This is a genomic window from Conexibacter sp. JCM 18997 (assembly GCF_055391915.1).
This window is the reverse complement of record NZ_AP043885.1, coordinates 2,567,679-2,593,090: the sequence shown is the minus strand read 5'-3', so window position 1 is coordinate 2,593,090 and position 25,412 is coordinate 2,567,679. Positions and strand designations below refer to the sequence as shown.

Genomic DNA, 25,412 nt, shown 5'->3' with positions numbered 1-25,412 from the left:
CCGGGCGGCTTGCTCCTGCGTGCCGCGAGGCTTGTTCGACCGTGCAGAGTTACAGCAGCGCGGGCAGGCCGTCGACGATCGCGTCGGCCTGCCGCAGGTCGGCATCGGCGTGCGTGGTGCGCAGCGCGATCACGGTGGCCCCCGCCGCGCGACCGGCGGCGATCCCGGCGGGCGCGTCCTCGAGCACGACGCAGTCGGCCGGGTCCACGTCGAGGCGGCGGGCGCCGAGCAGGAACGGCTCGGGGTCGGGCTTGCCGTGCTGGATGTCGTCGGCGGTGACCAGCACGTCGGGCGCGGGCAGGCCGGCCGCGTGCAGGCGCGCGTGGGCCAGCGCGTCCGTGCAGGAGGTGACGATCGCCAGCGGCCGGTCGGTGCGCTCCAGCAGCTGCTGGGCTCCGGGCAGCGCGACTACGCCGTCGGTGTCGGCCACCTCGTCGCGCTCGAAGCGGGCCGCTTCGGCCGGCACGTCGACGCCGTCGGGGGCCAGCGCGCGCACGGACTCGCGCGACGGACGGCCGTGCGCGGCGTGGATGACGGTCTCGGGATCGAGGCCGTGCCGGCGGGCGAACGCGCTCCACGCGCGGCGGACCGCGCCGTCGGAGTCGATCAGCGTGCCGTCGAGGTCGACGAGCAGCGCCCGGGCCTCGGTGAAGAGCGGGCGGGGGTCGGTCATGTGGTGGGTCTCGGGTCGGGGGTGGGGCGGGGCCGCGACGGGCGGGCGGTGCCGGCCAGCGCGAACACCAGCGCGCCGGCGGCCACGAGCGCCAGCGCGGCCGCGCGCAGGGAGGTGGCCTCGGCCAGGCCGCCGATCAGCGGCGGGCCGGCCAGGAAGCCGAGATAGCCCAGCGAGCTGGTCGCGGCCAGCGCCGGGCCGGTGGGGATGCCCGGCTCGTCGGCGGCCGAGCGGAAGAGCGTGGGGGCCACGCCGGACAGGCCGAGGCCGAGCGCGCCGAAGCCGACGATCGCCGCGGCGGGCGTCCCGATGGCCAGCGCGGCGCCGAAGCCGACGGCGGCCAGCACGCCCGAGCGGCGCAGCAGGCCGACCGCGCCCCAGCGCGCCCACAGCCGGTCGGCGACCAGGCGGCCGATGCCCATCCCGGCGGCGAACACGGCGTAGGCGATCGCGCCCAGCGCGGCCGAGCCGGCCAGGTCGTCGTCGACCAGCTTGGCGCTCCAGTCCTGCGCGCCGCCCTCGCCCAGGAAGCAGAAGAAGCAGGCCACGCCCATCAGCAGCAGGCGGGGCGGGAGCCGGTGCCAGGGGACGCGCTCGGCGCCGGCGTCGGGATCCTCGTCGAGCACCAGCAGCGGACGGGTGGCCAGCAGGCCCGGCACCCCGAACAGGACGGCGGCGAAGGCGATGTGGGGGAGCGGCGCGACGTCGAGCGCGGCGGCCGCGGCGCCCAGGCCGGCGCCGGCGAACCCGCCGAAGGAGAAGGCGGCGTGCAGCGAGGAGAGGATCGGCTTGCCCATGCGCCGCTCGATCGTCACGCCCTGCGCGTTCATGGCGATGTCCAGCGCCGAGTTGGCCACGCCGACGAAGAACAGCCCGAGCGCGAGCAGGCCCAGCGTCGGGGCCAGCGCGGGCAGGAGGATCGCCACGGCCAGGCCGCCCACCCCGAACGCGCAGAACGCCCGGCTGGAGCGGCCGGGCAGCAGGTGCCCGACCAGCGGCATGGTGACCAGCGCGCCGACCGCGGGGGCCAGCAGCGCCAGCCCGAGCTGGCCGGTGGTCGTGCCGACGTGGTCGGCGATCGCCGGGATCCGCGAGGCCCATGACGCGAACAGCGCGCCGTTGGCGAAGAAGACGATCGTGATCGCGGCGCGCAGGCGGGTCATACCGAGAGCACCTCGATGCCCAGCGCCTGGTAGGGCGCCAGCGTGGCATCGCCCTCGGGCGCGTCGGTGACCAGATGGGTCACGGCGGACATCGGCGCGACGACGAAGGCCATCGCGGTGCCGAGCTTGTCGTGATCGGCCAGCGCCACGACCTCGCCGGCCCCGGCGATCATGGCCGCCTTCACGTGGCGCTCCTCGAGGTCATCGGTGGTGACGCCGATCTCGGGATGCAGGCCGCAGATGCCCAGGAAGACGACGTCGGCCCGGATCGCCTCCAGCGCCGCGACCGTGGCGGCGCCGACGGTGACCAGCTTGCTGGAGCGCAGCGTGCCGCCGACCACGGTCACGTCGAGGCCGGGATGTCCCGCCAGCTCCATGGCGATCGGCGGGCTGGTGGTGATGACCGTCGCGCGCAGGCCGTCGCGCAGGCCGCGGGCCAGCTCGAGCGCCGTGGTGCCGCCGTCGAGCACGATCACCTGGCCGTCGCGCACGTGCGCGGCGGCGCGCCGGGCGATGCTCGCCTTGGCCGCGGGGGCCCGCTCGGCGCGCTGGGCGAACGGGCGATCGTCGCCCTGGCGCGGGAGCGCGCCGCCGTGCACCCGCCGCAGCAGGCCCGCCTCGTCGAGCTCGCGCAGATCACGGCGGATCGTGTCGGCGCTGACGTCGAGCTCGGCGGTCAGATCCGCGGCCAGAACCCGGCCCTGCGAGCGCAGGCGGTCGAGGATGAGGGCGCGTCGCTCGTCGGTCAGCACTGCACGATCGTACACGTTCGTGCACAAACGTGCAGCCGCCTCCCCGCCGTTGTCCGCTTCGACCCGGATAGCGGGTCGAAGCGGACAACGGCGCGGGGGGCCGGACGGACGTGCTAGTCGAGGCCGTGCGTGCGCACCAGCTCGACCAGGTCCGGGCCCGCCTTCGCGGGCGTGCCCGAGTCGAACGGCGGCTGCGGGTCGTACTCGATCCCCAGCTGGATCGCGCGGGCGACGTTCTCGTGGGTCAGGCGCGCGACGAGCAGCAGGGCCATGTCGATCCCGGCCGAGACGCCCGCGCCGATCATGATCTTGTCGTGCTCGACGATGCGCTCGGCGATCGCCACCGCGCCGGTGGCCTCGAGCTCCTCGTACACCGCCCAGTGCGTGGTCGCGTCCAGGCCGTCGAGCAGTCCGGCGGCGCCGAGCACGATCGACCCCGTGCACACCGAGGCGGTCCACTGCGTCGTCGCGTGCGCGCCGCGCACCCAGTCCAGGACGCGCGGGTCGCGGGCCAGCTTGCGGGTGCCGAACCCGCCCGGGAAGACGAGCACATCCGGCGACGGGACGTCCTCGAGCACCGCGTCGGGGAGGATCCGCAGGCCCCGGTCGGCGCGCACCGGGTCCAGCGTCAGCCCGACCCAGGCGACGGCCGCGCCGGGGATCCGCGAGAGCACCTCGTAGGGGCCGACGGCGTCCAGCGCGGTCATCTCGTCGAAGGCCGGGATCGCGATCTGCATGATGGGGCTCCTTCTCAGGCGGCCGCGCGAAAGCGGCTGCGGTAGGCCGAGGGTGAGACGCCCAGCCGGCGGGCGAAGCTGCGGCGCAGCGTCTCGACCGAGCCGAAGCCGCACTGCGCGGCGACGGTCTCGATCGGCGTGTCGGACGACTCCAGGGCCAGCCGCGCGCGCTCGACGCGCAGACGCTCGACGTAGGCCGCGGGCGTCAGGCCGGTCTCGGCCTTGAAGGCGCGCGCGAAGTGCCGCTCGCTCAGGCAGGCGCGATCGGCCAGGGCGCCGACCGACAGGTCGGCGTCGAGGTGGTCGACCATCCAGGCCTGCAGCTCGCGCAGCGGCGCGCGCTCGGCCGCCTGCATGGCGAGCTGGGCGCTGAACTGCGACTGGCCACCGGGCCGCTTGACGAACACCACCAGGTAGCGGGCGACGGCCAGCGCGACCCGCGCGCCGTGGTCCTCCTCGACCAGGGCGAGCGCCAGGTCCATGCCGGCGGTGACGCCGGCCGACGAGCGGATCGGCCCGTCGAAGACGAAGATCGGCTCCGGGTCGACCGACGCCGCCGGGCAGCGGGCGGCCAGCTCGTCGGCGTAGGCCCAGTGCGTCGTCACCCGCCGGCCGTCGAGCAGCCCCGCGTCGGCGAGCACGAACGCGCCGGTGCACACCGAGGCCACGCGTCGGGCGTGGCCGGCCAGGCGCCGCACCTGGGCGACCACCTCGGGCGCCGCGTGCCGCGCGCCCTCGCCGCCCGCGACGATCAGCGTGTCGATCGGTCCGTCGACGTCCTCCAGGGCGCCGGCCGGGGCGATCGCGTAGCCGGCCGCGGTGGCGATCGGCGTGCCGCCGGGGGAGACCACGCTGAGCGCGTAGGAGCCGGGTCGCCCGACGTTGACGCTGGCCAGCACCTCGGCGGGGCCGGCGACGTCCAGCGGCTGGGCCGGGGCGAAGGCGACGATTACGACACGGCGTTCCATGACGCGACCATCGTCGCGCCCCAGCCCTCTGGCAGCAAGGACGATCATCGGGCAGATTCGGCCACGATTGGCAATGCACCTATTCTTGGACCGTGCATCTGGCCCTGGTGGCGTTCGTCGAGACGGTCGCCCTCTTGTTTCCGATCGTCAATCCCGCCGCGGTGGCCCCGATCTTCGTCGCCTTCAGCGGCGATCGCAGCCCGTCGGATCGACGCGCGCTGCTCAACCGGGTGGTGCTCAGCGTGGGTGCCGTGCTGATCGTGTTCGCGATCGTCGGCGAGCACCTGCTCCAGGCGCTGGGGATCTCGCTCGAGGCGCTGCAGATCGCCGGCGGCCTGATCATCGGCTACGCCGGGTTCCGCATGGTCACCGCCACCGACGACTTCCTCAACCCGCCGCCCACGGAGGGGGATCCGGCCTTCGCGCCGCTGGCCATCCCCCTGCTGGCGGGCCCCGGCGCGATGGCCGCGCTGCTCGCGCTGGAGAGCCGCGAGGAGGACTTCTGGGTCGCGCTGCCCGGCGTGATCGTGGGGATCCTGGTGATCTGCGGGCTGGTCTACCTGTGCCTGGGCGCGGGCGAGCTGATCAGCCGCAAGCTCGGCCGGGGTGGCCTGGCCGCGATGACCCTGATCTTCGGCCTGCTCGTGCTGGCCATCGGGGTCGAGATGATCGTGCACGGCATCACCACCCACGGCGCGATCGTCAAGAGCTAGCCGGCGCATGCACGCGACGCTGATCGCCTTCGCGGAGGCCTTCGTGGTCCTGTTCGTGATCGTCCACCCGCTCGGGGTGGCGCCGGTGTTCGCCGCCTACACGGCCGGCCTGGGGGTCGACCAGCGGCGCGCGATGCTGCGCCGCGTCGTGCTGATCGTCGGGATCACGCTGATCGGCTTCGCGGTCCTGGCCGAGCCGCTCCTGCACGCGTTCGGTCTGTCGATCGAAGCGCTGCAGATCGCCGGCGGCGTGCTCACCGGCGTGGCGGGCTTCCGCATGGTCACCGCCACCGACCAGATCCTCGACCCGCCGCTGACCAACCGCGAGGACCCGTCGCTCATGCCGCTGGCCATCCCCCTGCTGGCCGGCCCCGGCGCGATGGCCGTGCTGCTCGGGCTCGAGAGCCGCCAGGCGGACGTGTGGCGCTCGATGCCCGGCACGATCGCGGCGATCCTGGTCATCTGCGGCTGCGTGTACGCGTGCCTGGGCGCCGGCGACCTGATCGGCCGCAAGCTCGGCCGCGGTGGGCTGGCCGCGCTCACGCTGGTCTTCGGGCTGAGCGTCACCAGCCTCGGCGTCGAGATGATCGTGCACGGCATCACCACGCATGGCGCCTTCGTCGAGGACTGAGCGTCTAGTGCCCTGAGACTCAGGGCACTAGGCCGACGTCGCCATGCGCGCGAGGTGCGCGCGCCAGGTGCCCTCCGTGTGCGTCAACGAGCGCCCGTGGAACGCGTGCACCAGCCCGCCGCGCGGGCCGCCCGGATCCAGGCGCACAGCGAAGTCGACCGCGGCCTGCTCGCCCTCCTCGCGGGCCAGCAGGTCGACCACGGTGCCCCCCAGCAGCGGCGCGTCGCGCAACGCTGGGGGAAACGCCGGCGGCGGGCCCTCGTGCAGTCGGCGGCCGATCGCCGGCCGGGCCAGCGCGGTCTGGCCCGACAGCCAGGCGCCGATCCCGTCGACCAGCCACACCCACCGCGCCGCGCGCACGAGCGTCCCGATTCGCGCGGGCGGCGGGAGACGCGGGGAGGCCCAGCCGATGGCCAGCCGCGCGTACAGCGCCGCCGGGGTCAGGCCGAGCATCGCCTCCGAGCCCTCGGCGCCCGATGCGCGCTCCACCAGCAGGGGCGGCGACAGCACGTGGATGTCGGTGCCCGACAGCGCGCCCGCGATCAGGCGCCGTCCGGCGGGCGCGGTCAGCGCGCGGCGCACCGGCAGCACCGGCCGGGCCATGGCCAGCTGGCTGTCGGAGCCGTGCAGCACGATCGCCACGTCCTGCGGCTGGGCCTCGAGCAGGCCGCCCAGCCGGTCGCGCATCGCCTCCAGCTGCGCCAGCACGACGAGGGCGTGTTCAGCGTCCTCCTCGGCATGGCGGGCGGTGAAGTGCGGGGATGCGGTCTCCAGCCATGACCTCACCCCGCACCGTTCGCTACCGCGGCCGGTGCCCCTGCACCTCGACCACCTGCTGGTAGGTGGGCCGGTTGATCCAGGCCATCATCGGCTGGCTGGCGCCGCCCAACGGCCGGAAGACGATCTTGTCGTAGCAGTCCTGGTCGTGGGGCTCCTTGGCGTCGGTGCACGCCTTGTCGCCGTTGTAGACCGTGTCGTTGGGCGTGTTGACCGCCTGGCGCAGCGTGTCCTGCAGCATCGCCTTGCAGGCCGCCGCGTCCCCGCCACCGCAGTAGGTCAGGGAGTAGGGCTGCTTGACCTTCAGCTTCAGGACGTCCTGGAGGTCCTTCTTGGCGTAGCCGTACCAGCCGTTCTGGTAGGCCGAGCCCATGTGGGCGCCGTCGTTGTTGGGCTCGTTGTCGAACCCGACGTTGGCCACCAGCTGATCGAACAGCGCGGGGCCGAGCGTCGGCTTGAACTCGCCGGTCATCCACAGCGGCCACCACGCATCCAGGATGCGGATCGCGTTGCTGTGCTCGTAGGTGCCGTCGGCGTCCTTGTCGCGCCGGTGGGCGCCGTCCTTGACCCACGCCTTCAGCTCGTTGACCGCCGCCGCGAGCTGCGGGTCACTGGGCGTCCCGATCACGCGCAGGGCGAGCGGCAGGACCGACTCACCGCGCAGGTCGGTCGAGCCCGCCTCCTCCATCGCGTCGACGAGCTCGGGCAGGCGCATCTTCCGGCCCCCGGCCAGGCGCGCGTCGATCTCCTGATCGAGCATGTCGGAGCGGAACACCGACGAGAACACGTTGCTGTCGGCGCCGGCGAACCCGGGCGCCTGCTTGTTGTTCCAGCTGGTGATGTAGTCCTGCCCGTTGATCAGCTGCGGGTGCTCGCTGTCGGGCGTGAGCTTGCTCGTCCAGTTGTCGGCGTTCCAGCCCTGCCAGGCGTCCGTGGCGGCCATCGGCAGCTGCCCGGTGGTGCCCGGCTGACGCAGCGGGTTCGCGCCCGAGTTGAAGTACGCCATGTCGCGATCGTCGGCGTACAGCCAGTTGAACGTGTAGCCGATCTTCGCCGCGGCCTTCTGGAAGTCGCGCGCGTTGCGCATCTTGTCGGGGGCGTTGAAGTCGGCGAAGCCGCGCGCCGAGTCGATCTCGTGGAAGTACGTCGAGCGCAGCTGCGTGTAGGCGACGGGCTCGCCCCGGGACGTGCCGCGGGCGATCACGATGCCCAGCTTCGTGCGCTGCACGCGCAGCGTCTCGCTGCCGGGCGCGGTCTGGTCGGCCAGGTTCGGCGTCCAGGAGTTCTTGCGCTCCAGCGTCTCCATGGCCAGGCACTGCCCCTGGTAGAGGTAGTGGTCGTTGTCCTGGCACAGCGGCACGGCGAACGAGTCGATGATGTCCTGACCGGCCGAGGTGGCCGACCACGCGTAGTCCTGGCCGCGGCCCAGCTGCACGTACAGGTTCACGCCGGGGAAGGCCGAGCCGCGCGCGTCGATGCCGGGCGCGTGCACGTCCTGCTCCATGAGGATCTGCGGCGCGAAGTAGCTGACCTGCGGGCCGAACACGGCCAGCGGACGCCCGGAGGCCGAGCGCTTGCCCGACACGACGAGCGCGTTGGACATCGACTTGGGCAGCAGCCCGCTCTGGACCTGGTTGAGCAGGCCCTGGATGAGCGCCAGCGGATCGGTCGGCGAGGGCAGCTGGGAGACGTCGGGCAGCGAGGGCAGCCCGATCTCCGGGAGGCCGGTGGCCGGGGTCGTGTCGGGCGTGGCCACGGGCGCGAGCTGGATCGAGCCGGGATCGGGGCGCGCCCAGCGGCCGGTGGCCGACCCGTCGGGCGGGGTCTGGTACGGGAAGGCCTTCCCGTGGATCGTGGTCGGCGCGTCGGGGTCCTCGTAGGCCGCCCACTCGCGCCACAGCCGGTCGCCGTCGCCGGAGAAGCGATCCTGGAAGGACTGCAGCAGGATCGCCTGGGTCAGGTCGTGGCCGCCGCCCTTGCCGAAGATGCCGCCGACCATCGACGCGGTGGCGATCAGGTCGGTGACCTTCCACGGGTCGGGGCCCAGCGGCTTGCCGATCGCCGCGTACTCACCGGGCATCTTCGTCGGGTCCAGCTTGGCCTCGGAGATGTACTTGTTGACGCCGGCGACGTACTCGGCCGCGTCGTCCTGGATCTGCTTGCCGTCGGCCCCGTACAGGTCGTCGAGCTGGTCGGCCTGCTTCTGCAGGTCGGCCTCGGTGTAGGGCGCGAGCGTCCACTGCTCGTGGTCCATCTCGCGGTTGCCCTCGGCCCCGCCGGCGAAGCTGGACAGCTGCGCCCGGCCGGCGTGCCGCAGCACGTCGATGAAGAACAGGCGGTCCTCGGCGGCCGCGTAGCCCAGGCCGAACATGGCGGCGGCCCGCGTGGAGCCGTACACGTGGGGGACGCCGAACTCCTTGTCGCGCACGATCGTCACGTCGGCGCGGGGTGAGTAGGTCCGCTCGGCCTGGCCGGCGCGAACGCCGAAGGTCGAGTCCTTGAAGTAGTCGGGGATCTGCGCGCTGGTCAGGCCGGGCGTCGCGCGCACCAGCGACTCGTACATGTCGCGCTGGTCGTCGTTGTGCTTGGGGCGCGTGCCGGCGGTCAGGAAGGCGCCCAGCTCGACCAGGTTCGTGCGGCCGTTGGTGCCCGGGGGCAGGATGTCGTGGAAGCCGCCGTAGTCGTTGGTGCCGTAGGCCTGTGGCGTGGGCGCCGCGGTGGCGACGCCAGGGACCAGCAGCGCGAACGCGGCCAGCCCGGGAACCCAGCTCCTCCTGCGCATGGCGCGGAAGCGTAAAGCGAACGCTGGCGTTTTACAACAAACCAGCGTAATGGTCGCGCTCGAACGCGAGCTCGCTGCGAATCCCCTCGGCATGGAGCAGTGCCTCCGCATCTTCCAGTGACCCGGCGTTCTGCATCAGCGCGGCCATCGGTGCCGCGCGGCTGTCCAATGCCCGCCGCGGATCGAAGACAAACGTCAGCCCGCCGACCGGGCTGAGGGGCACGGTGCGGGCGCCGTTGCGGATGTGCGCGGTGCCGTACTGGCCCTTCACGCAGGCCACCGCCATCGCGCTGGCCTCGGTGGGCACGACGGCGATCGCCCGCTCGAGCTCCGCGATCAGCTCCAGGGGCGTTCCCCAGGTGCCCAGCAGGGCGCCGGCGGCGGCCAGCGCGGCGATCCGCTCGAGCACCTCGTCGAGGGTCAGCTCGCCGTCGCAGGCGGCGCCCCACACCGCGGCGATGACCGGCGTGCGCAGATGGACCCCGGCGGCCAGCAGCAGCGAGTCGGCCAGCGGGCTGCCCAGGCCCGGTTCGTGGCCGACGGCGAGCACGTCGCCGCCGACGTCGACCAGCGCGATCAGGTCGCAGCCCAGCCGGTGCGCGGCGTCATCCAGGCCGGCCGCGACGCCCGCCGGGCCGGCGTGCGGATCGACCAGCAGGACCGGCTGGCCCAGCAGCTCGGCCAGATGCGACTCGGTGAAGCGAAACCCGCCGGGACCGGTCGTGTCCGGGTGGGCCCACGCGACGACGTCGTTGATCGGCTCGGCGCCGATCACCTCGTCCAGGCGCCGCGGGCCCGGGAGCGGGTCGATCACGCGACGCTCCCAGGTCAACCCACCGGGAATCGCCTCGGCGCCGAAGCGCCGGGCCAGGTCGGCCACCACGAGGGTGCCGACGCAGTCGCCACCGCCACCGATGCCGACGCACAGGACGCGGGTCGCGTCCCGGAAGACCCGTTCGATGCTCAGATCGCTAGGCGAGGGCGAGCTCACGCCCGCCGACGATGGCGCAGATCTGCTCCGAGGCCCGCTCGAACTCGTCGTCGGAGAGGACCGGCGTGCCCTCGAAGGGCAGGTCGCGCTGCAGCTCCAGCCACGACCGACAGCCCAGGTACTCGTCCTTGACCTTGACGGTCACCGGGCGGGGGATGCGGTAGGTGCGCAGCAGCAGGACGTGCAGCGGGTGGCGGCGCTTCCAGGCCAGCCGCTTCTCCGCGTAGTCCGGGGTCCACACGTAGTACGGCGACAGGGCGTCGACGCAGCGTGGGTCGTCGATCTCGAAGTGGGCGGCGACCTGCGCCCAGGCGCGGATGCGCACCCGGTCGGGCTGGTCGATCCCGCCGTCGAACCACAGCGAGTCCTCGGGCGTCTCGCCCTCCGGCCAGACCCCCTCCTCGAGGGCACGACGCAGCTCGGGCTGGTGCGACTCGCGCACCAGATCACCGCGCTGATGATCGAAGGTCGGATAGAGGAAGAAGCGGTCATGCTCGAGACGGAAGTTCTTGTCCGTCTCGCGGATGCCGCCCTTCCGGAGGGTCACCAGCTGCTCGCCTTCGGCGAGCGCCCGGACGGTGACCGCCCATTCCTTGAAGGCAGTTGGCATAGGAAGGAAAGGTTCGGGTTCAGGACGACGAAAGTCCCGCGCTTGGCCCGAATCAGTCGCTGCTGAGGGCGGCGCGGGAGCGTGAATGCATCGTTGCAGACATACACGCCGATGTCCAAGTACCCCCACCCATTAGGGGGAAACGACTGGCCGTCCGGCCAAACCCTCCAGGACCTCCAGGACGGCCGAGAAATCGGCGTCCGCCAGCCCGCGGGCCATGCCGCCCTCCAGCAACTGAGCGGCATCCGCGGCGGCGGGGAAGGGGACCTTGGCCTCGTGGGCCTGCTCCAGCGCCAGGCGCACGTCCTTGAGCATGTGTTCGAGCTTGAACAACGTCGTCCAGTCGTGCTCGATCATCGGCTTGGCCTTCAGGTCCAGCATCGCGGAGGCGCCGGAGCTGACCGACAGCACGTCGATCATCTTCTCCAGGTCGATGCCCGAGGCGTCCGCGGCGATCAGCGCCTGAGCCAGGATGATCGCGTTCGAGGACGAGACGACGTTGCCGATCACCTTGATCGCCTGGCCGTGCCCCACGGGGCCCATGTGGACGATCTTCTCGCCCATCGCCTCCAGCAGCGGCATCGCGAAGGCGACGTCCTCGTCGCGCCCGCCGACCATGATCGTCAGCGTTCCCGCCTCGGCGCGCGGGCTGGAGCCGGTCACCGGCGCGTCGACGAAGCGGCGGTCCTGGGCCAGCGTCCGGGCCATCGGCGCGCCGATCGAGGTCATGTCGAGGAACAGCAGGTCGTCGCGGGGCGGCACCTGCTCGATCAGGGAGGTCACCTGGGCGCCGTCGACGAGCATCGTGATGAGCACGTCGGCGCCCTCGGCCGCCTCCGCCGGCGTGTCCGCGGCGCGCGCGCCGTGCTCGTCGGCCCAGGCCTGCGCCTTGCCCTCGGTTCGTGTCCAGGCCGTGACGTCGTGGCCCGCGTTGACGACCTGCGCCGCCATGCGCGACCCCATGATGCCCAGCCCGCAGAAGCCCACCTTCATGGGGCGCAGGATGTCAGTTCGGCGCCGTGCCGTGCCCGCCGCCGCCCGGCGTCTCGATGCGCAGCCGCTGGCCGGCGCGCAGCGTGCCGATCGCCTTGGGCCCGACGTCGGTCCCGTCGACCGTGTTGCGGCCGGTGGCGCCGGGCGCCCCGCCGTCGGCGCCGGGCGGGTGGTGGCGGCGGCGCTCGCTGATCAGCGAGTAGGTCACGTCCTCGAGCGCCTCGACCTCGCGGGTGACGCCGTCGCCCCCGTGATGCGCGCCGGCGCCGCCGGTGCCCCGCCGGATCGCGTACCGGACCATCCGCAGAGGGAACGAGCGCTCGAGCGCCTCGATCGGCGTGTTGAGCGTGTTCGACATCGCCACGTGCACGCCCGACGGTCCGTCGGCGTCCGGGCAGGCGCCCTGGCCGCCGCCGATCGTCTCGTAGTAGGTGAAGCGCTCGTTGCCCAGCGTCAGGTTGTTCATCGTGCCCTGGCCGCAGGCCCGGCCGAACGCGCGCAGCACCAGGTCGGCGACGCGGCTGGACGTCTCGACGTTGCCGCCGACCACCGCGGCGGGCGGGCGCGCGTTGAGGATGCTGCCCGCGGGCGCGATCACCTCGATCGGCCGGTGCGCGCCCGCGCTGGAGGGGATGTCCGGGTCGGTGAGCACCCGGACCGCGAAGAAGCAGGCGCTGCGGGTCACGGCCAGCGGGCAGTTGAGGTTGCCGTCGACCTGGTCGGCGGAGCCGCTGAAGTCGAGGATCAGCCGGTCGCCGTCGACCGTCGCCCGCACGCGCAGCGGCACGTCGTGGTCGGGCATCTCCAGCACGTCGCTGGCCTCCAGCGTGCCGTCGGGCATCGCGGCCAGGCAGGCGCGGGTGCGGCGCTCGGCGTAGTCGAGCACCTCCGCGTGGCCGGCGCGCAGGCCGTCGAGGCCGATCCGCTGGGCCAGCTCGATCGTCCGCCGGACGCCGATGCGGTTGGCGGCCAGCTGGGCACGCAGGTCGGCGCGGCGCTCCTGCGGCTGGCGCATGCGGCCGGCCAGGTCGGCGATCGCCGCGTCGTCGAGCACGCGCGGCGCGATCACCACGCCCTCCTCGTCCAGCGTGCGCGAGTCCGCGGGCATCGAGCCGGGGATGCGGCCGCCCACGTCGGCGTGGTGGGCGCGGCTGGCCGCGAAGCCCAGGTGGTCGTCGTCGTCGAAGATCGGCGTGATCACCGTGATGTCGGGCAGGTGCGTGCCGCCGCGGTAGGGGTCGTTGAGCACCCACGACACGCCCGGGCGGTGCTCCTGGCCCAGCACCGCCTCGACCGCGACCGGCATCGCGCCCAGGTGGACGGGGATGTGCTCGGCCTGCATGACCATCCGGCCGTCGGCGTCGAACAGCGCCGTGGAGGCGTCGCGGCGCTCCTTGATGTTGGAGGAGTGGGCCGAGCGGATCAGCACCGCGCCCATCTCCTCGCAGGCCGCGTGCAGCGCGCCCGCCACCACCTGCAGCTCAATCGCGTCCAAGGATCACCGTCCCCGCGTCGTCGACGGCGCCGCTCCAGCCGGGCGGCACCAGCAGCGTGGCCTCCGGGCCCTGGATCACCGCGGGACCCGTGATACGTGCGCCGGTGGCCGGATCGCCGATCCAGATCGCGGCCTGGTGGCGGTCGCCGGCGATGGTCACGGCCCGCGTGTCGGTGGCCTCCCGCGCGCCGGCGCTGGTGGCCAGCTCGACCGCCGGGCCGGGATCGGTGAGCGTCACCTGGACGGTGACCAGCTCGACGACGCCGTCGGGATCGCGGTAGCCGTAGCGCTCCTCGTGGCGCGCGTGGAAGGCCTCGCGCACGTCGCCGTCCCAGGGGACGGTCAGCTCGAACGACTGGCCGGCGTAGCGCAGGTCCAGGCTGACCGCCTGGCGCTCGGCCGCGGGTGCGTCGGCCAGCAGCTCGGCGACGGCCCGTTCGATCGCCTCGTCGGTGAGCTCGTCGCCGGCCAGCAGCACGCTGCGCCGCACGTCCGTGCGCCGGTCGGCCACGGCCAGGCCCAGGGCCGACAGCACGCCGGAGGCGCGGGGCACCACGACGCGGTCGATGCCCAGCTCGTCGGCGATCGCCGTCGCGTGCAGGCCGCCGGCGCCGCCGAAGGCCAGCAGCGCGTAGCCGCGGGGGTCGACCCCGCGCTGGACGGTCATGACGCGCAGGGCGCGCACCATCTCGGCGTTGGCCACGCGCACGATCCCCTCCGCGCAGGCGGTCTCGTCGAGATCCAGCGCGCTGGCCAACTCGCCCACGGCGGCGCGCGCGGCGTCCAGGTCCAGCGTCACGCCGCCGGCCAGCTCGGCGGCGGGGTCCAGGCGGCCGAGCACGAGGTTGGCGTCGGTCACCGTCGGCTCGGTCCCGCCGCGCCCGTAGGCCGCCGGGCCAGGGTCGGCGCCGGCGCTGCGCGGCCCGACGCGCAGGGCGCCGCCCGCGTCGCGCCAGCCGATCGAGCCGCCGCCCGCGCCGACCGTGTGGATGTCGACCATCGGCAGCGCCAGCGTGCGCCCGCCGACCTCGCGGCCCGAGGTCTCGCGCACGACGCCGCCGTCCACCACGCACACGTCGCACGAGGTGCCGCCCATGTCGAAGCAGAGCAGGTCGCCGATGCCGCTCTGGGTCGCGATCAGCGCGGCCGCCGCGGCCCCGCCGGCCGGGCCGGACAGGACGGTCAGCGCCGCGTGGGCGGCCGCCGTGCGCAGCGGTGCCAGCCCGCCGCTGGACTGCATGATGTCGGGCTCGGGCAGGCCGGCCTCGCGGGTGCGCTGGGCCAGCGCGTCGAGGTAGCGGCCGAGCAGCGGGGAGAGCGCCGCGTCGACCTCGGTGGTGCTGGCGCGCTCGACCTCGCGGAAGGTCCCGACGACGTCGTGGGAGAGCGACACGTGCACGTCGGGGAGCCGCGCCGCGATCGCCTCGCCCAGCGCGCGCTCGTGCTCGGGGTGCGCGTAGGAGTGCAGCAGGACGACGGCGACGCTCTCGGGCGCCAGCGCGGCCAAGCGCTCCAGCACCGCCTCGACCGCCGCGTCGGTCAGCGGCTCCAGGATCCCGTCGGGCAGCGTGCGCTCGGGTACCGCGACGCGCCGCTGCGGCGGCACCAGCGGCGCCGGGTGGGCGGCGCACAGGCGGTACAGCTGGGCGCGCGCCTGGCGGCCCAGCTCGATCACGTCGGTGAAGCCCTCGGTGGCCAGCAGCGCGGTGCGCGCACCGCGGCCTTCCAGCAGCGCGTTGGTGGCGACGGTCATGCCGTGCGCGAACGCCTCGACGTCGCCGGCCTCCCGGTCGGCTCGCTCCAGCGCCGCCGCGATCGCCGCCATCACGCCGCGCGACTGGTCGTCGGGCGTCGTGGGCGCCTTGGCCGTGATCAGGCGCCCGTCGAGCGCCAGCACGGCATCCGTGAAGGTCCCACCGACGTCGACGCCGAGCAACATGCGCGGTCAGAGTACGCGCGCCCTCCAGAACGCGCGTACCCAAACCGGGTGTGTGGACCTGCTTCTCTCTCCTCCGCGCCGCTAGGCGGCGACGAGCTCGACGACGACCGTCTCCTCGGTGTCGGCGAGATGCTGGTGCGACGGGCAGTAGCCGTTGCGGGGCAGCGGCATCCGCTGGCATGCGGTGCCCTTGCGCGTCGTGGCCCGGCACTGCAGCGGGTTGCCGTGGATGTCGAACCCGCGCCGGGGCTGGTTGTCGAGCCATTCCTCGGCGAGCGCCAGCACACGCGTCACCGTCTGGCAGACACGTGCCTGCTGGCTCATCGGGAAGTACATCCGGATGTCGTTGAACAGCGTCCGTGCCGGCCGCGCGAAGTAATGGCGGTCGTTGGCCAAGCGCTCGAGCGTCGACTCACACGCTCGCAGCACCTCTGCGTGGGCATCGACGCCGTGCGACGGGTGCGGCTCCTCGATGAACGGAGCGAGCTCCCGATAGATCACGCGGCTGAATTGATACATGCGAACCCTTGCGCTCCTCGCGTCGCCGAAACCTCTCCTCAGGTCTCCGGCAGGCTGAACCCTCGATGTGAAGAAGAACCGGAATGATGTTGAGTTCGCGTTAAGGCGTGTCTGAGCGCAGCGTCACTTCCAGGGCTCGAACCGGGGTGGCTCGCCCGGCGCGACCACCGTGTGGTGGAGGTCCAAACCCGCATCCTGCTCGGGAAAATCGACCCGATAGTGGGCGCCGCGCGACTCCTCGCGCAGCAGGGCGCAGGCCCCGATCATGCGGGCCAGCGGATACGGATCCAGGCGCAATGTGACCAGGTCGTCGTGGGTGCGCTCGATGCCCGCGTTGCGCCACAGCGCGTCCTTGGTCTCGCGACCGGGCACCGGCAGGGGCACGACGGCGGGCGGCAGCGGGTCGCCGGTCGGGCTCGGTTCGTCCAGCGCGGCCAGCGCGGCGCGGCGTCCGAAGACGCAGCATTCGCTCAGCGAGTTGGAGGCCAGGCGGTTGGCGCCGTGCAGCCCCGTGCAGGCCGTCTCGCCCACCGCGTACAGCCCCGCCACGTTGGAGCGCCCGTTGAGGTCGGTGACGATCCCGCCCATCCCGTAGTGCGCCGCGGGGGCGACGGGAACGAGCTCGCGGGTCACGTCCAGCCCGGACTCGCGCATCGCGGCGACGACGTTGGGAAACAGCTGCGGGTCCACGTGGCGCATGTCCAGGCCGACGCTGCGCGCGCCGGTCCGGCGCATCTCCAGGTAGACGGCGCGGGCCACCTCGTCGCGCGGGCTGAGCTCCTCGACGAACCGCTCGCCGTCGGCGCCGTGCAGCGTGGCGCCTTCGCCGCGGATCGCCTCCGTGATCAGGAAGCCCTCGCGCCCGCCGATGCCGGTCACCGCGGTCGGGTGGAACTGCATGAACTCCAGATCGGCGAGGTCGGCGCCTGCGCGGTGGGCCAGCAGCAGGCCGCTGCCCAGCGAGCCCGGCGGGTTGGTCGTGCGCGACCACAGCGCGGCGGTTCCCCCGGTGGACAACACGAGGCCGCGGGTGGTCAGCGCGCGCCCGTCCTCGAGCACGAGCCCGCGGCAGGCGCCGCTGTCGGGATCGATCCAGGCGGCCGCGGCCCGCGAGCCCTCCAGCACCTCGATCCTCGGATGCTCGACCGCCAGCGCGGACAGCTGGCGGACCAGGCGCCGCCCCGTGGCGCTGCCGCCCGCGTGGACGATGCGACGGATCGAGTGGCCGCCCTCCAGGCCCAGCGCGAGCTGGCCGAAGCGGTCGGCGTCGAACACCACGCCCATCGCGACGAGCTCGTGCACGCGCTCGGCGGCCTCGTCGGTCAGCACCCGCGCGGCGCTGCGGCGCACCAGGCCGCGGCCGGCCCGCTCGGTGTCGACCAGGTGCTGCTCGGGCGTGTCGTCGGCGGCCAGCGCGGCGGCCAGGCCGCCCTGGGCCCAGTAGCTGGCCGTGCGGGCCAGCGGGGTGGCGGAGACGAGCGCGACGCGGGCGCCGGCGTTGGCGGCGGTCAGCGCGGTGAACAGGCCCGCGGCGCCGGCGCCGACCACGGCGACGTCCGCGCGGCGAACGCTGGTAGCGGGGGCGGGCATCGTCGGGCTACCGTACCCGCGTGGCCGATCCGGTCCTGCTCAGCCATCCGTCGTCGCTTGCGCACGACACCGGCCCGCACCCCGAGCGCGCGGCGCGCATCGTCGCGATCGAGCGCGAGCTCGAGCGGCGCGGCGGCCTGGGCTGGGAGCGGCGGCGCTCCACCGCGGCCACGGTCGACCAGCTGGAGCGGGTGCATCCGCCGGCCTACGTCGAGGGCATCCGCGCGCTGTGCGCGGCCGGCGGTGGGCGCATCGACGCCGATACGGTCGTCGTCGAGGCCTCGTGGGAGGCCGCGCTGCACGGCGCCGGCGGGGCCTGCGAGGCCGCTTCGCTCGTGGTCGGGGGCGCGGCGCCCGTCGCGTTCAGCGTGCACCGCCCGCCCGGCCATCACGCCGAGGCCGCGCAGGCGATGGGGTTCTGCCTGCTCAACAACGTCGCCGTCGCCGCCCAGCACGCGCGCGACGCGCTGGGCCTGGAGCGGGCGCTGATCCTCGACTGGGACGTGCACCACGGCAACGGCACCAACGACATCTTCCACACCTCCGACCAGGTGCTGTTCGTCTCGATCCACCAGTCGCCGCTGTATCCGGGCACCGGCTCGATGCACGACGTGGGCAGCGGGATCGGCGGGGGCTACACGGTCAACCTGCCCGTGCCGGCGGGCTCGGGCGACGACGTGTGGACCTCGCTGGTCGCGCACGTCGCGGTGCCGCTGATCCGCGACTTCGAGCCGCAGCTGGTGCTCGTCTCGGCCGGCTTCGACGCCCATGCCGACGATCCGCTGGCCGGCTGCGAGGTGACCGACGGCGGGTTCGCGCAGATGGCCGCGCTGGTGGCCGGCGCGTGCGTCGAGCGGGGGATCCCGTTCGCCGGGGTGCTCGAGGGCGGCTATGACCTCGACGCGCTGTCGCGCTCGCTGTGCGACGTGCTCGACGTGTGGGGTCGCGGCCAGACGGCGTCACCGGACGCGGTCGCCGTGCACGGGCTGTCGCTGCGCGCCCAGGAGCGGCTGGCCAAGGGCGGCGTGTGGCCCACGCTGGGCCAGCAGGCGGTCTAGCGAATCACGACACCAGCGCCGCTACCCGCCGGGGAGCTCGGTGGCCGCGGGGGCCTGGGTCGCCGAGGTGGACGCCTTGACCGCGTCGTCGTTGTTGGTCAGCTCGACGAACGCCCAGGCGACGGCGATCGCGAACACCACGGCGACGACGGCCAGCAGCGCGACCGGCAGGCGCCAGTTCGGCGTCGCCGCGATCGCCGTGCGGGCGGCGGTCCCGCAGTGCAGGCACCACTCCTGCTCGGGCCCCAGCGGCGTCGAGCAGCGCGGGCACAGGAACGGTCCGCGGGTGGGCGCGGGCTCGGGGGCCGGGGGCGCCTCGGGTGCGACCGACGCCTCGGTCTCGGTCGAGCTCACGGCGTGGTGGGCGGGTGCTCGTCGGGCGGGGACTCGCCCTCCGCCACCGCCTCGGTGGCCACGGGCTCCTGCGCCGGGTCGACCGGGTCGGGCTCGGGTTGCGCGACGGCGGCCGCGCTCACCGGCGTGACGGGATCGACCTCGGGCTCGGCGACCGCCTCGGCGGCGGGCGACGGCAGCGCCGGGACGGGGCCGGCCAGCGCGGGGCCGCTGGGCAGGTGGGCGCTGCGGCTGACCGGGAGCCCGCAGGCCGAGCAGTAGGCGGCGTCGCTGGCGTGCAGCGCGCCGCAGCGCGGGCAGCTGGCCAGGCCGGGCTCGTGCAGCACGGTGACGTCGGGATGGTCGTCGAGCAGCGCCTCGAGCGCGCGCATCTCGGAGTCCAGCGTGGCCAGGGCGCCCAGCTTCTGGTCGACGAGGTCGCTGCGCTCGCGGCCGAAGCGGTGCAGGTCGAAGATCAGGCCGCCGAGGTCGCGCAGGGCCAGCTCGCGGGCCCGGCGCACGAAGCGCAGGCGGCGGCGCAGCTTGCCGCGTTCGATGAACCCGGGCGTCTCGTCGCCGGCCACCGTGTCGGCCGCGATCGGCTCTTCGGTGACGACGACCTCGTCCGCGACCGGCGGCGGGGGCGCCTCCTCGGTCGTGGGCGTCTCTTGGGCAGGGGCAGCGGCGGCGGCCACCTGCTCGGCGGTCACGGGCTCCAGCATCTCGGTCGGGGCGTCGGGAGTGGGCTCTTCGCTCTCTCCCCGGCGCAGGCGTGCGAACGGTCCGGCCATCGGCGTCACACCCTAGAACGATCGCTGGGAAGCGGAGATGCGGTGATTGTGCGCCACGCGTCGGCGACGCGCGCCGCCATCGCGTCCGAGCTCCAGCGCCCGGCGCGCTCGCGGCCGCCGGCGACGCGGGTGGCCGGATCGGCCAGGACCGGGCGCAGCGCGGTCGCCCACGCGGCCCGGTCGTAGGGGGCGCACAGCGTGTTGGGCAGGCCGTCGAGCGCCGCGGGATGGATGCCGACGGGCGTGGCCAGGACCGGCGTCTGGCAGGCCAGCGCCTCGATCACCGCCAGGCCGAAGCCCTCGGCCTCGGAGGGCACGAGCACCGCGTTGGCGGCGTTGATCCAGTCGGGCATCCGCTCGGGCGGCGTGTCGCCCAGCGTGACCAGGCGCGCGCCGGTGTCCGCGGCCAGCTCCTGGGCGCGGTCGACGCGCTTGCCCGCGCGGGCCGGGTCCGCGGGGAACAGCAGCAGCGGCTGGTCGGGGTCGAGGCGCAGGCGCGCGCGGGCCTCGGCCCGGGGCAGCGGCTGCAGGCGGTGCAGGTCGGCGCCGCAGGGCAGCACGAGCACCCCCGGGCGGTGCAGCTCGTCGGCCAGCTCCTGGGAGACGGCGGCCACGAGGTCGTAGCGGGGCAGGATCGCCCGGGTCAGCCGGCCGGTGCGAGGGTGGCGCACGTCGGTGCCGTGCAGCGTCAGCGCGCGCTGGGCGCCGGGGACGACGAGGGCGGGGTAGCCGGTCAGGCCGAAGTGGGCGTGGACGACGTCGTAGCCGCGGCGGCCGCGCAGCTCACGGGCCAGCTCCAGGTAGCCGCGGCCGCCGGGCGCGCCCTGCACGAGGTCGACGTCCAGGCCGTCGATGCGCCGCAGCGCGGCCACCTGATCGCGTACGAAGCTCCCGCGGGCGGGGTGCGCGGAGTCTTGACGCATGTTCGACACAACCAGGGCACGCATTTGCAGCAGGTTTGTAGCTGACTGGTGTAGCGCTGTGACGCGACGCCGTCGAGCATCGACATCCGAAGCTGGCAACGACGACGGAGGTCGAGATGGTGCTGTACGGAGTCATGGGGCGCATGCACGCCCTGCTGATGGGCCTGCGCGACGAGCGCGGACAGGGGACGGTCGAGTACGTCGGGTTGATCCTGCTGCTCGCCGGGGTGATGGCCGCGGTGATCGCCTTCGGGGCCGGCAACGCCGACGGGATCGGCAAGGCCGTGATCGACAAGCTGCAGAAGGCGATCGACGGGGTCAAGGGCAAGTGACCACCGCGCCGGGCGTGCACGCGACGCGTGGACGCCCGGCCGGGTTCTGCGACGATCCGCGCCATGAGCACACGGTCCTACGACCGCGGTCCCGACGGGCTGCGTCCCACCCGCATCGAGCCCGGCTTCGTGGCCTCGGCCACCGGTTCGGCGCTGATCACCCAGGGCGAGACGCGGGTCATCTGCACGGCCTCGGTCGACGAGTCCGTCCCGCGCTGGATGGCCGGCCGCGGCACGGGCTGGGTGACCGCCGAGTACGGGATGCTCCCGGCCTCCACCGGCGACCGCAAGGCGCGCGACGTGACCAAGGGCCGGCCCGACGGGCGGACGGTCGAGATCCAGCGGCTGATCGGTCGCTCGCTGCGCGGCGTGATCGACTTCGCCGCGCTGGGCGAGCGCACGGTGTGGCTGGACTGCGACGTGCTGACCGCCGACGGCGGCACGCGCTGCGCATCGATCACCGGCGCCTACGTCGCCCTGGCGCTGGCCATGCAGCGGCTGATCGACGAGGGCAAGCTGAAGACGTCGCCGCTGACCAGCTCGGTCGCGGCGGTCTCGGCGGGCGTCGTCAACGGCACCCCGGTGCTCGATCTCGACTACTCCGAGGACTCGATGGCCGAGGTCGACGCCAACGTCGTGATGACGGGCGAGGGCGGGCTGATCGAGGTGCAGGCCACCGCCGAGCGCACGCCGCTGTCGCGCGCCCACCTCGACGAGCTGCTGGCGCTGGCGTCGGTGGGGATCGTGGAGCTGCGTCAGATCCAGACGCACGCGATCCGCGGCTGACCGGCGATGACCCGGCTGCTGCTGGCCACCCGCAACGACCACAAGGTGCGCGAGTTCGACGCGCTGCTGCCGGCCGGTGTGGACCCGTTGCCCGACGACGTCGTGCTGCCGCCCGAGGACGGCGACACGTTCGCGGCCAACGCGCTGGGAAAGGCGCGCGCGGCCGCGGCGGCCACCGGTCGGGTGGCGATCGCCGACGACTCGGGGATCGAGTCGGCGGCGCTGGGCGGCCGACCGGGCGTTCGCTCCGCGCGCTTCGCCGGTGAGGACGCCACCGACCAGGAGAACCTCGACAAGCTGCTGGCGCAGGCGCCGGCGGGCAGCGCGCTGGCCTACGTGTGTGCGATCGCCTATGTCGACCCCGAGCACGGCGTCGAAGAGGTGTTCGAGGGGCGCTGCACGGGGACGCTGGCCTCGGAGCCCCGCGGTCTGGGCGGCTTCGGCTACGACCCCGCCTTCGTCCCCGACGATCGACCCGACGTGACCATGGCCGAACTGGACCCTGCCGAGAAGGACGCGATCAGCCATCGTGGCCGCGCGGTCGCGCTGCTGCGGGACTGGCTGGCTCAGGGGCCGGGTTGAACGACGCCGTCGAGCGCGCCCAGCGCCGGACGGCGCTGGCCTCCGTGCTGGCCGCGGGCGTGCTCGTCGCGCTCAAGCTCGGCACCGGCCTGGCCACCGGCTCGCTGGCGCTGATCTCCGCCGGCATCGAGTCCAGCGGCGACGTCGTGGCCGCGCTCCTGACGCTCCTGGCGGTGCGCACCGCGCTGCGCCCGGCCGACAACGAGCACAACTACGGCCACCAGCGCGCGCAGAACCTGGCGGCGCTGGGGGAGGCCGCGATCGTCGCCGCCGGCGGCGGCATCATCGCCTTCGAGGCGATCCGCCAGCTGGTCTCCTCCGACGAGTCGCACGTCACCACGGCGTGGTGGCTGTTCGTGGTCATCGGGATCGCGATCGCCATCGACATCAGCCGGATCGTCATCTCCACCCGCGCCGCGGCGCGCTACGAGAGCGCGGCGTTCCGCTCCAACGCGTTCAACTTCGCCGGCGACCTGGCCGGCTCGCTGGCCGTGCTCGTGGGGCTCGCGCTGGTGGCCGCGGGGTGGAAGTCCGGCGACGCGGTGGCCGCGCTCGTGGTGGCCGGCGTGATCTTCTTCGCCGTCGGGCGCCTGATCATCGAGAACGCGCGGGCGCTGATGGACTACGCCCCCGAGGACGTCCGCAACCGGATGCTCGAGGCGATCGCCCAGGTGGTGCCCGAGAACGACCTGCGCCGGCTGCGCCTGCGCGAGGTGGCCGGGCGCTTCTTCGCCGACGTGACGATCGGCCTGTCGCCCGCGGCGGCCGTCGCGGCCAGCCACGACCTGGCCGACCGCGTCGAGCAGGCGGTCCGCGCCTCGGTGCCCAACAGCGACGTCGTCGTCCACGTCGAGCCCCAGGAGACGGGCGTCGAGCTGCGCGAGCGGATCCTGGCCACCGCGCTGGCCGATCCCGGTGTGTCGGACGCGCACGACATCGGGATCTTCTCCCGCGGCGGGCGCTCGATCGTCTCGCTGCACCTGAAGATGCCGCTGGACAGCTCGATCGCCGACGCCCACGAGATCGCCGAGCGCGTCGAGGCGGCGATCGCCGACCTGGGCGGCATCGACGAGGTCCACACGCACCTCGAGCCGCTCGAGCAGCCGATCCGCGTGCGCCGGCCGTCCTCGTCGGCGGAGGACCGGCGCGAGCGCATCCGCGCCGCCGTCGTCGCCTTCAGCGGCGAGGAGCCACGCGAGCTGCAGGTGATCGACACCAGCGTCGGCCCGGTCGTCTTCCTGGCCATCGGCGTGCCGGACGGCGAGTCGCTCACCGACGCCCACCAGGTCGCCTCCGAGCTGGAGAGCGCGCTGCGCCTCGAGCATCCGGAGCTGGCCGAGGTGGTCGTCCACACCGAGCCCTGCTGACCGGTGCGAGCGGGCGCCGAAGCCCGATGCTCACAGGAAACTGCACGTTTGCGCCTGTCAGCACCGGGCAGCCCAGGTGACATGACGCACACCGATCCACCCAGCGAGCCAGACCCTGCCCCGGTACCCGTCGCCGAGCGCGAGGCGCGCTTTGACCGACCGGACCTGCGCGGGCCCCGAGGCAATCCGCAGATCGAGCAGATCGATCTCGAACGCGGCGAGGGGAAGATCGACCGGGTGCTCGGCTGGTGACCCGGGCGGGCGTCAGCGCAGGTTGAACGCCGCCGCCACGGCGACGACGAACGACAGCGCGCCGTAGCCGTCGTATCCGTTGAGCAGCACGACGATCCCGGTCAGGACGGCGACGGCCACGGTGACGAGCCAGGCGATTCGGGGGAGAGGCATGCCCGACACATTGTGCTGACCTCACCCGACAGCCGTCCGACGGGGGCGCGATGATCGCCGCCGCCAAAGCCGCAAACAGCGCAAAAACCGCGCTGGCATCGGGAGAAACGTCCGAAAGCGCTGTTAGCGTCGGACGTTGCTCGCACACCATCCGAAGGAGGAGCAACAGCCGTGACGAAGTCCGAGTTCGTCGATCACATCGCGCAGAAGGCCGGCCTGGCCAAGACCGACGCCGGCAAGGCCGTCGATGCCGTGATCGAGACCATTCAGGACACGCTGCAGCGCGGTGGCGAGGTCAACTTCTCCGGGTTCGGGAAGTTCCACGTGACGGAGCGCGGCGCTCGTGAGGGCGTCCATCCCCGGACCGGCGAGAAGATCACCATCGCCGCGGCCAAGCTGCCGAAGTTCACTGCCGGATCGGGCCTGAAGAAGGCCGTCAAGGGCAGCTAGGACCGCGATCGCCGCCGAAGCGACAGTCCATCGCTTCGATGTCGGACGACGACGGCGGCGCGCGGGCGGTCGGGACCGGGTTCTCCGGCCGGCTGGCCGCGCGCGTCGCCGGACGCGAATCCCAGATCGTCCTGGGGCTGGATCCCGATCCCTCGCGCCTGTGGCCGGACGCCGCTGAGGCGGCCGCCGGTTCCGGCCCCGCCGAGCGCGCGGCCGCCGCGGTCACCGCGCACTGCCGCGCGCTGATCGACGCCGCCGGCCCGGCCTGCGTGGCGGTCAAGCCCCAGGTCGCCTGCTTCGAGCGGCTCGGCCCGCCCGGGTGGGTCGCGCTCCAGGACGTCGCCGCCCACGCGCGCGCCGCCGGCCTGATCGTCATCGCCGACGCCAAGCGCGGCGACATCGACGTGACCGCCGCCGCCTATGCCCACGGCCTGCTCGGCGGCCTGTCCACGCCGTTCGGGGACATCGACGGCCTGCGCGCCGACGCGGTCACGGTCAACCCCTACATGGGGGCCGACACCCTCAAGCCGTTCACCGACGCCGCCCAGCCGATCGGCTCCGGCCTGTTCGTGCTCGTGCGCACCTCCAACCCGGGCGCCGCCGACGTCGAGGATCTCCAGCTGGCCGCGGGCGGCGCGCTGTGGGAGCACGTCGCGGCGATCGTCGACCGCGTCGGCCAGGCCTTCGACGGCGACACCGAGCCGGCCCTCAGCGCGATCGGCGCCGTGATGGGCGCGACCCGGCCCGAGCACCTGGCCCGCGCTCGCGAGCTGATGCCGCGCACGCCCTTCCTGCTGCCGGGCATCGGCGCCCAGGGCGGCCGGGTCGAGGACCTGGTCCCCGCGTTCGCGCCCGGTCGGGCCGGTGGCCTGGTCACCGCGTCGCGCTCGATCGCTCGAGCCCACGAGGCCGCCGGGGGCGATCCGGCGACGGCGGCTCGGGCCGAGGCCGAGCGCCTGCGCGCCGCTGCCTGGTCGCTGGCCTGAGCCACCAACGGCGGGGCCGCCGATGAAATCCCGGATTCATCGTGATTCGGGCGGCAAAGCCACAGC

Annotated in this window: 28 protein-coding genes; 10 read left to right on the top strand and 18 right to left on the bottom strand. The window is 73.8% G+C overall.

Annotated elements, in window-relative coordinates; translation table 11 throughout:
- Positions 1-49 precede the first annotated feature (49 nt).
- The 5 genes from ACZ5UI_RS13170 to ACZ5UI_RS13150 all read right to left on the bottom strand — a co-directional run bounded on the left by ACZ5UI_RS13170 (position 50) and on the right by ACZ5UI_RS13150 (position 4,293).
- Complete coding sequence (locus tag ACZ5UI_RS13170) at positions 50-673, bottom strand: HAD-IA family hydrolase (RefSeq protein WP_464197644.1); 624 nt, start codon at positions 671-673, stop codon at positions 50-52.
- Positions 670-1,836 (bottom strand): MFS transporter, encoded by a 1,167-nt coding sequence (locus ACZ5UI_RS13165; RefSeq protein ID WP_464197643.1) that lies wholly within the window; start codon positions 1,834-1,836, stop codon positions 670-672. The genes ACZ5UI_RS13170 and ACZ5UI_RS13165 overlap by 4 nt, the downstream gene beginning before the upstream one ends.
- Positions 1,833-2,588: a DeoR/GlpR family DNA-binding transcription regulator gene (locus tag ACZ5UI_RS13160; protein WP_464197642.1), complete on the bottom strand. Its 756-nt coding sequence runs from the start codon at positions 2,586-2,588 to the stop codon at positions 1,833-1,835. Before ACZ5UI_RS13160 ends, ACZ5UI_RS13165 begins: the two co-directional genes overlap by 4 nt.
- A 113-nt stretch (positions 2,589-2,701) precedes the next feature.
- Complete coding sequence (locus ACZ5UI_RS13155) at positions 2,702-3,325, bottom strand: DJ-1/PfpI family protein (RefSeq protein WP_464197641.1); 624 nt, start codon at positions 3,323-3,325, stop codon at positions 2,702-2,704.
- Positions 3,326-3,339: 14 nt separating this feature from the next.
- Positions 3,340-4,293, bottom strand: coding sequence for a GlxA family transcriptional regulator (locus tag ACZ5UI_RS13150; RefSeq protein WP_464197640.1), 954 nt, complete (start codon positions 4,291-4,293; stop codon positions 3,340-3,342).
- A gap of 92 nt (positions 4,294-4,385) precedes the next feature.
- Here ACZ5UI_RS13150 and ACZ5UI_RS13145 point away from each other — a divergent pair, with 92 nt between their 5' ends.
- Together ACZ5UI_RS13145 and ACZ5UI_RS13140 are read left to right on the top strand one after the other, a co-directional pair.
- Entirely contained in the window at positions 4,386-5,006 is a 621-nt protein-coding gene (locus ACZ5UI_RS13145) for a MarC family protein (RefSeq protein WP_464197639.1), read from the top strand.
- A gap of 7 nt (positions 5,007-5,013) precedes the next feature.
- Entirely contained in the window at positions 5,014-5,637 is a 624-nt protein-coding gene (locus ACZ5UI_RS13140; RefSeq protein ID WP_464197638.1) for a MarC family protein, read from the top strand.
- Between the two features lie 27 nt (positions 5,638-5,664).
- Here ACZ5UI_RS13140 and ACZ5UI_RS13135 read toward each other — a convergent pair whose 3' ends face one another.
- The 9 genes from ACZ5UI_RS13135 to ACZ5UI_RS13095 form a co-directional block, all read right to left on the bottom strand.
- Positions 5,665-6,423 (bottom strand): hypothetical protein, encoded by a 759-nt coding sequence (locus ACZ5UI_RS13135; RefSeq protein WP_464197637.1) that lies wholly within the window; start codon positions 6,421-6,423, stop codon positions 5,665-5,667.
- A gap of 13 nt (positions 6,424-6,436) precedes the next feature.
- Complete coding sequence (locus ACZ5UI_RS13130) at positions 6,437-9,196, bottom strand: penicillin acylase family protein (protein WP_464197636.1); 2,760 nt, start codon at positions 9,194-9,196, stop codon at positions 6,437-6,439.
- A gap of 31 nt (positions 9,197-9,227) precedes the next feature.
- A complete protein-coding gene (locus ACZ5UI_RS13125) occupies positions 9,228-10,187 on the bottom strand; it encodes a DUF1152 domain-containing protein (RefSeq protein WP_464197635.1) in 960 nt (319 codons plus the stop codon).
- A complete protein-coding gene (locus tag ACZ5UI_RS13120) occupies positions 10,168-10,797 on the bottom strand; it encodes a DUF1802 family protein (protein WP_464197634.1) in 630 nt (209 codons plus the stop codon). Before ACZ5UI_RS13120 ends, ACZ5UI_RS13125 begins: the two co-directional genes overlap by 20 nt.
- Before the next feature lie 132 nt (positions 10,798-10,929).
- On the bottom strand, positions 10,930-11,790 hold the full coding sequence (locus ACZ5UI_RS13115) for an NAD(P)-dependent oxidoreductase (protein ID WP_464197633.1): 861 nt from the start codon (positions 11,788-11,790) through the stop codon (positions 10,930-10,932).
- Positions 11,791-11,803: 13 nt separating this feature from the next.
- Complete coding sequence (locus ACZ5UI_RS13110; protein WP_464197632.1) at positions 11,804-13,285, bottom strand: hydantoinase B/oxoprolinase family protein; 1,482 nt, start codon at positions 13,283-13,285, stop codon at positions 11,804-11,806.
- Positions 13,272-15,224 carry a hydantoinase/oxoprolinase family protein gene (locus ACZ5UI_RS13105; RefSeq protein WP_464197631.1) on the bottom strand — a complete coding sequence of 651 codons (1,953 nt, stop codon included), beginning with the start codon at positions 15,222-15,224 and terminating at the stop codon, positions 13,272-13,274. The genes ACZ5UI_RS13110 and ACZ5UI_RS13105 overlap by 14 nt, the downstream gene beginning before the upstream one ends.
- Before the next feature lie 81 nt (positions 15,225-15,305).
- Positions 15,306-15,725: a hypothetical protein gene (locus ACZ5UI_RS13100; RefSeq protein WP_464197630.1), complete on the bottom strand. Its 420-nt coding sequence runs from the start codon at positions 15,723-15,725 to the stop codon at positions 15,306-15,308.
- A 141-nt stretch (positions 15,726-15,866) separates the two neighbouring features.
- Positions 15,867-17,333, bottom strand: coding sequence for an L-aspartate oxidase (locus ACZ5UI_RS13095; protein WP_464197629.1), 1,467 nt, complete (start codon positions 17,331-17,333; stop codon positions 15,867-15,869).
- A 20-nt stretch (positions 17,334-17,353) separates the two neighbouring features.
- Here ACZ5UI_RS13095 and ACZ5UI_RS13090 point away from each other — a divergent pair, with 20 nt between their 5' ends.
- Positions 17,354-18,391: a histone deacetylase family protein gene (locus ACZ5UI_RS13090; protein ID WP_464197628.1), complete on the top strand. Its 1,038-nt coding sequence runs from the start codon at positions 17,354-17,356 to the stop codon at positions 18,389-18,391.
- A gap of 21 nt (positions 18,392-18,412) precedes the next feature.
- On the opposite strand, the gene ACZ5UI_RS13085 is transcribed toward ACZ5UI_RS13090, so the two are convergent.
- Genes ACZ5UI_RS13085 through ACZ5UI_RS13075 form a run of 3 tightly spaced genes read right to left on the bottom strand, consistent with a single transcriptional unit; the run spans position 18,413 to position 20,438 of the window.
- The gene (locus ACZ5UI_RS13085; protein WP_464197627.1) at positions 18,413-18,745 is read right to left on the bottom strand and encodes a hypothetical protein; all 333 of its coding nucleotides are present in this window, start codon (positions 18,743-18,745) and stop codon (positions 18,413-18,415) included.
- Complete coding sequence (locus ACZ5UI_RS13080; protein WP_464197626.1) at positions 18,742-19,515, bottom strand: hypothetical protein; 774 nt, start codon at positions 19,513-19,515, stop codon at positions 18,742-18,744. Before ACZ5UI_RS13080 ends, ACZ5UI_RS13085 begins: the two co-directional genes overlap by 4 nt.
- Positions 19,516-19,520: 5 nt before the next feature.
- A complete protein-coding gene (locus tag ACZ5UI_RS13075) occupies positions 19,521-20,438 on the bottom strand; it encodes a glycosyltransferase (protein ID WP_464197625.1) in 918 nt (305 codons plus the stop codon).
- Between the two features lie 143 nt (positions 20,439-20,581).
- Between ACZ5UI_RS13075 and ACZ5UI_RS13070 the strand changes: the two genes are divergently transcribed.
- From ACZ5UI_RS13070 to ACZ5UI_RS13050, 5 genes are all read left to right on the top strand, one after another.
- Positions 20,582-20,770: a hypothetical protein gene (locus ACZ5UI_RS13070; RefSeq protein WP_464197624.1), complete on the top strand. Its 189-nt coding sequence runs from the start codon at positions 20,582-20,584 to the stop codon at positions 20,768-20,770.
- A 63-nt stretch (positions 20,771-20,833) separates the two neighbouring features.
- Positions 20,834-21,556, top strand: coding sequence for a ribonuclease PH (gene rph, locus ACZ5UI_RS13065; protein WP_464197623.1), 723 nt, complete (start codon positions 20,834-20,836; stop codon positions 21,554-21,556).
- Between the two features lie 6 nt (positions 21,557-21,562).
- On the top strand, positions 21,563-22,138 hold the full coding sequence (locus ACZ5UI_RS13060) for a non-canonical purine NTP pyrophosphatase (RefSeq protein ID WP_464197622.1): 576 nt from the start codon (positions 21,563-21,565) through the stop codon (positions 22,136-22,138).
- On the top strand, positions 22,135-23,505 hold the full coding sequence (locus tag ACZ5UI_RS13055) for a cation diffusion facilitator family transporter (protein ID WP_464197621.1): 1,371 nt from the start codon (positions 22,135-22,137) through the stop codon (positions 23,503-23,505). Before ACZ5UI_RS13060 ends, ACZ5UI_RS13055 begins: the two co-directional genes overlap by 4 nt.
- An 81-nt stretch (positions 23,506-23,586) precedes the next feature.
- Complete coding sequence (locus ACZ5UI_RS13050) at positions 23,587-23,757, top strand: hypothetical protein (protein ID WP_464197620.1); 171 nt, start codon at positions 23,587-23,589, stop codon at positions 23,755-23,757.
- A 12-nt stretch (positions 23,758-23,769) separates the two neighbouring features.
- On the opposite strand, the gene ACZ5UI_RS13045 is transcribed toward ACZ5UI_RS13050, so the two are convergent.
- A complete protein-coding gene (locus ACZ5UI_RS13045; RefSeq protein WP_464197619.1) occupies positions 23,770-23,910 on the bottom strand; it encodes a hypothetical protein in 141 nt (46 codons plus the stop codon).
- A gap of 171 nt (positions 23,911-24,081) precedes the next feature.
- Between ACZ5UI_RS13045 and ACZ5UI_RS13040 the strand changes: the two genes are divergently transcribed.
- Both ACZ5UI_RS13040 and pyrF read left to right on the top strand, forming a co-directional pair.
- Positions 24,082-24,360 (top strand): HU family DNA-binding protein, encoded by a 279-nt coding sequence (locus ACZ5UI_RS13040; RefSeq protein ID WP_464197618.1) that lies wholly within the window; start codon positions 24,082-24,084, stop codon positions 24,358-24,360.
- A gap of 38 nt (positions 24,361-24,398) precedes the next feature.
- On the top strand, positions 24,399-25,346 hold the full coding sequence (gene pyrF, locus ACZ5UI_RS13035) for an orotidine-5'-phosphate decarboxylase (protein WP_464197617.1): 948 nt from the start codon (positions 24,399-24,401) through the stop codon (positions 25,344-25,346).
- Positions 25,347-25,412 lie beyond the last annotated feature (66 nt).

What these genes read in the sequence shown, in the direction of transcription:
- ACZ5UI_RS13120 (WP_464197634.1), bottom strand. Translation starts at nt 10,797, where the DNA reads ATGCCAACTGCCTTCAAGGAATGGGCGGTCACCGTCCGGGCGCTCGCC.
- ACZ5UI_RS13170 (WP_464197644.1), bottom strand. Translation starts at nt 673, where the DNA reads ATGACCGACCCCCGCCCGCTCTTCACCGAGGCCCGGGCGCTGCTCGTC.
- ACZ5UI_RS13165 (WP_464197643.1), bottom strand. Translation starts at nt 1,836, where the DNA reads ATGACCCGCCTGCGCGCCGCGATCACGATCGTCTTCTTCGCCAACGGC.
- ACZ5UI_RS13080 (WP_464197626.1), bottom strand. Translation starts at nt 19,515, where the DNA reads ATGGCCGGACCGTTCGCACGCCTGCGCCGGGGAGAGAGCGAAGAGCCC.
- ACZ5UI_RS13070 (WP_464197624.1), top strand. Translation starts at nt 20,582, where the DNA reads ATGCACGCCCTGCTGATGGGCCTGCGCGACGAGCGCGGACAGGGGACG.
- ACZ5UI_RS13105 (WP_464197631.1), bottom strand. Translation starts at nt 15,224, where the DNA reads ATGTTGCTCGGCGTCGACGTCGGTGGGACCTTCACGGATGCCGTGCTG.
- ACZ5UI_RS13045 (WP_464197619.1), bottom strand. Translation starts at nt 23,910, where the DNA reads ATGCCTCTCCCCCGAATCGCCTGGCTCGTCACCGTGGCCGTCGCCGTC.
- rph (WP_464197623.1), top strand. Translation starts at nt 20,834, where the DNA reads ATGAGCACACGGTCCTACGACCGCGGTCCCGACGGGCTGCGTCCCACC.
- ACZ5UI_RS13130 (WP_464197636.1), bottom strand. Translation starts at nt 9,196, where the DNA reads ATGCGCAGGAGGAGCTGGGTTCCCGGGCTGGCCGCGTTCGCGCTGCTG.
- ACZ5UI_RS13095 (WP_464197629.1), bottom strand. Translation starts at nt 17,333, where the DNA reads ATGCCCGCCCCCGCTACCAGCGTTCGCCGCGCGGACGTCGCCGTGGTC.
- ACZ5UI_RS13060 (WP_464197622.1), top strand. Translation starts at nt 21,563, where the DNA reads ATGACCCGGCTGCTGCTGGCCACCCGCAACGACCACAAGGTGCGCGAG.
- ACZ5UI_RS13115 (WP_464197633.1), bottom strand. Translation starts at nt 11,790, where the DNA reads ATGAAGGTGGGCTTCTGCGGGCTGGGCATCATGGGGTCGCGCATGGCG.
- ACZ5UI_RS13155 (WP_464197641.1), bottom strand. Translation starts at nt 3,325, where the DNA reads ATGCAGATCGCGATCCCGGCCTTCGACGAGATGACCGCGCTGGACGCC.
- pyrF (WP_464197617.1), top strand. Translation starts at nt 24,399, where the DNA reads ATGTCGGACGACGACGGCGGCGCGCGGGCGGTCGGGACCGGGTTCTCC.
- ACZ5UI_RS13140 (WP_464197638.1), top strand. Translation starts at nt 5,014, where the DNA reads ATGCACGCGACGCTGATCGCCTTCGCGGAGGCCTTCGTGGTCCTGTTC.
- ACZ5UI_RS13075 (WP_464197625.1), bottom strand. Translation starts at nt 20,438, where the DNA reads ATGCGTCAAGACTCCGCGCACCCCGCCCGCGGGAGCTTCGTACGCGAT.
- ACZ5UI_RS13150 (WP_464197640.1), bottom strand. Translation starts at nt 4,293, where the DNA reads ATGGAACGCCGTGTCGTAATCGTCGCCTTCGCCCCGGCCCAGCCGCTG.
- ACZ5UI_RS13050 (WP_464197620.1), top strand. Translation starts at nt 23,587, where the DNA reads ATGACGCACACCGATCCACCCAGCGAGCCAGACCCTGCCCCGGTACCC.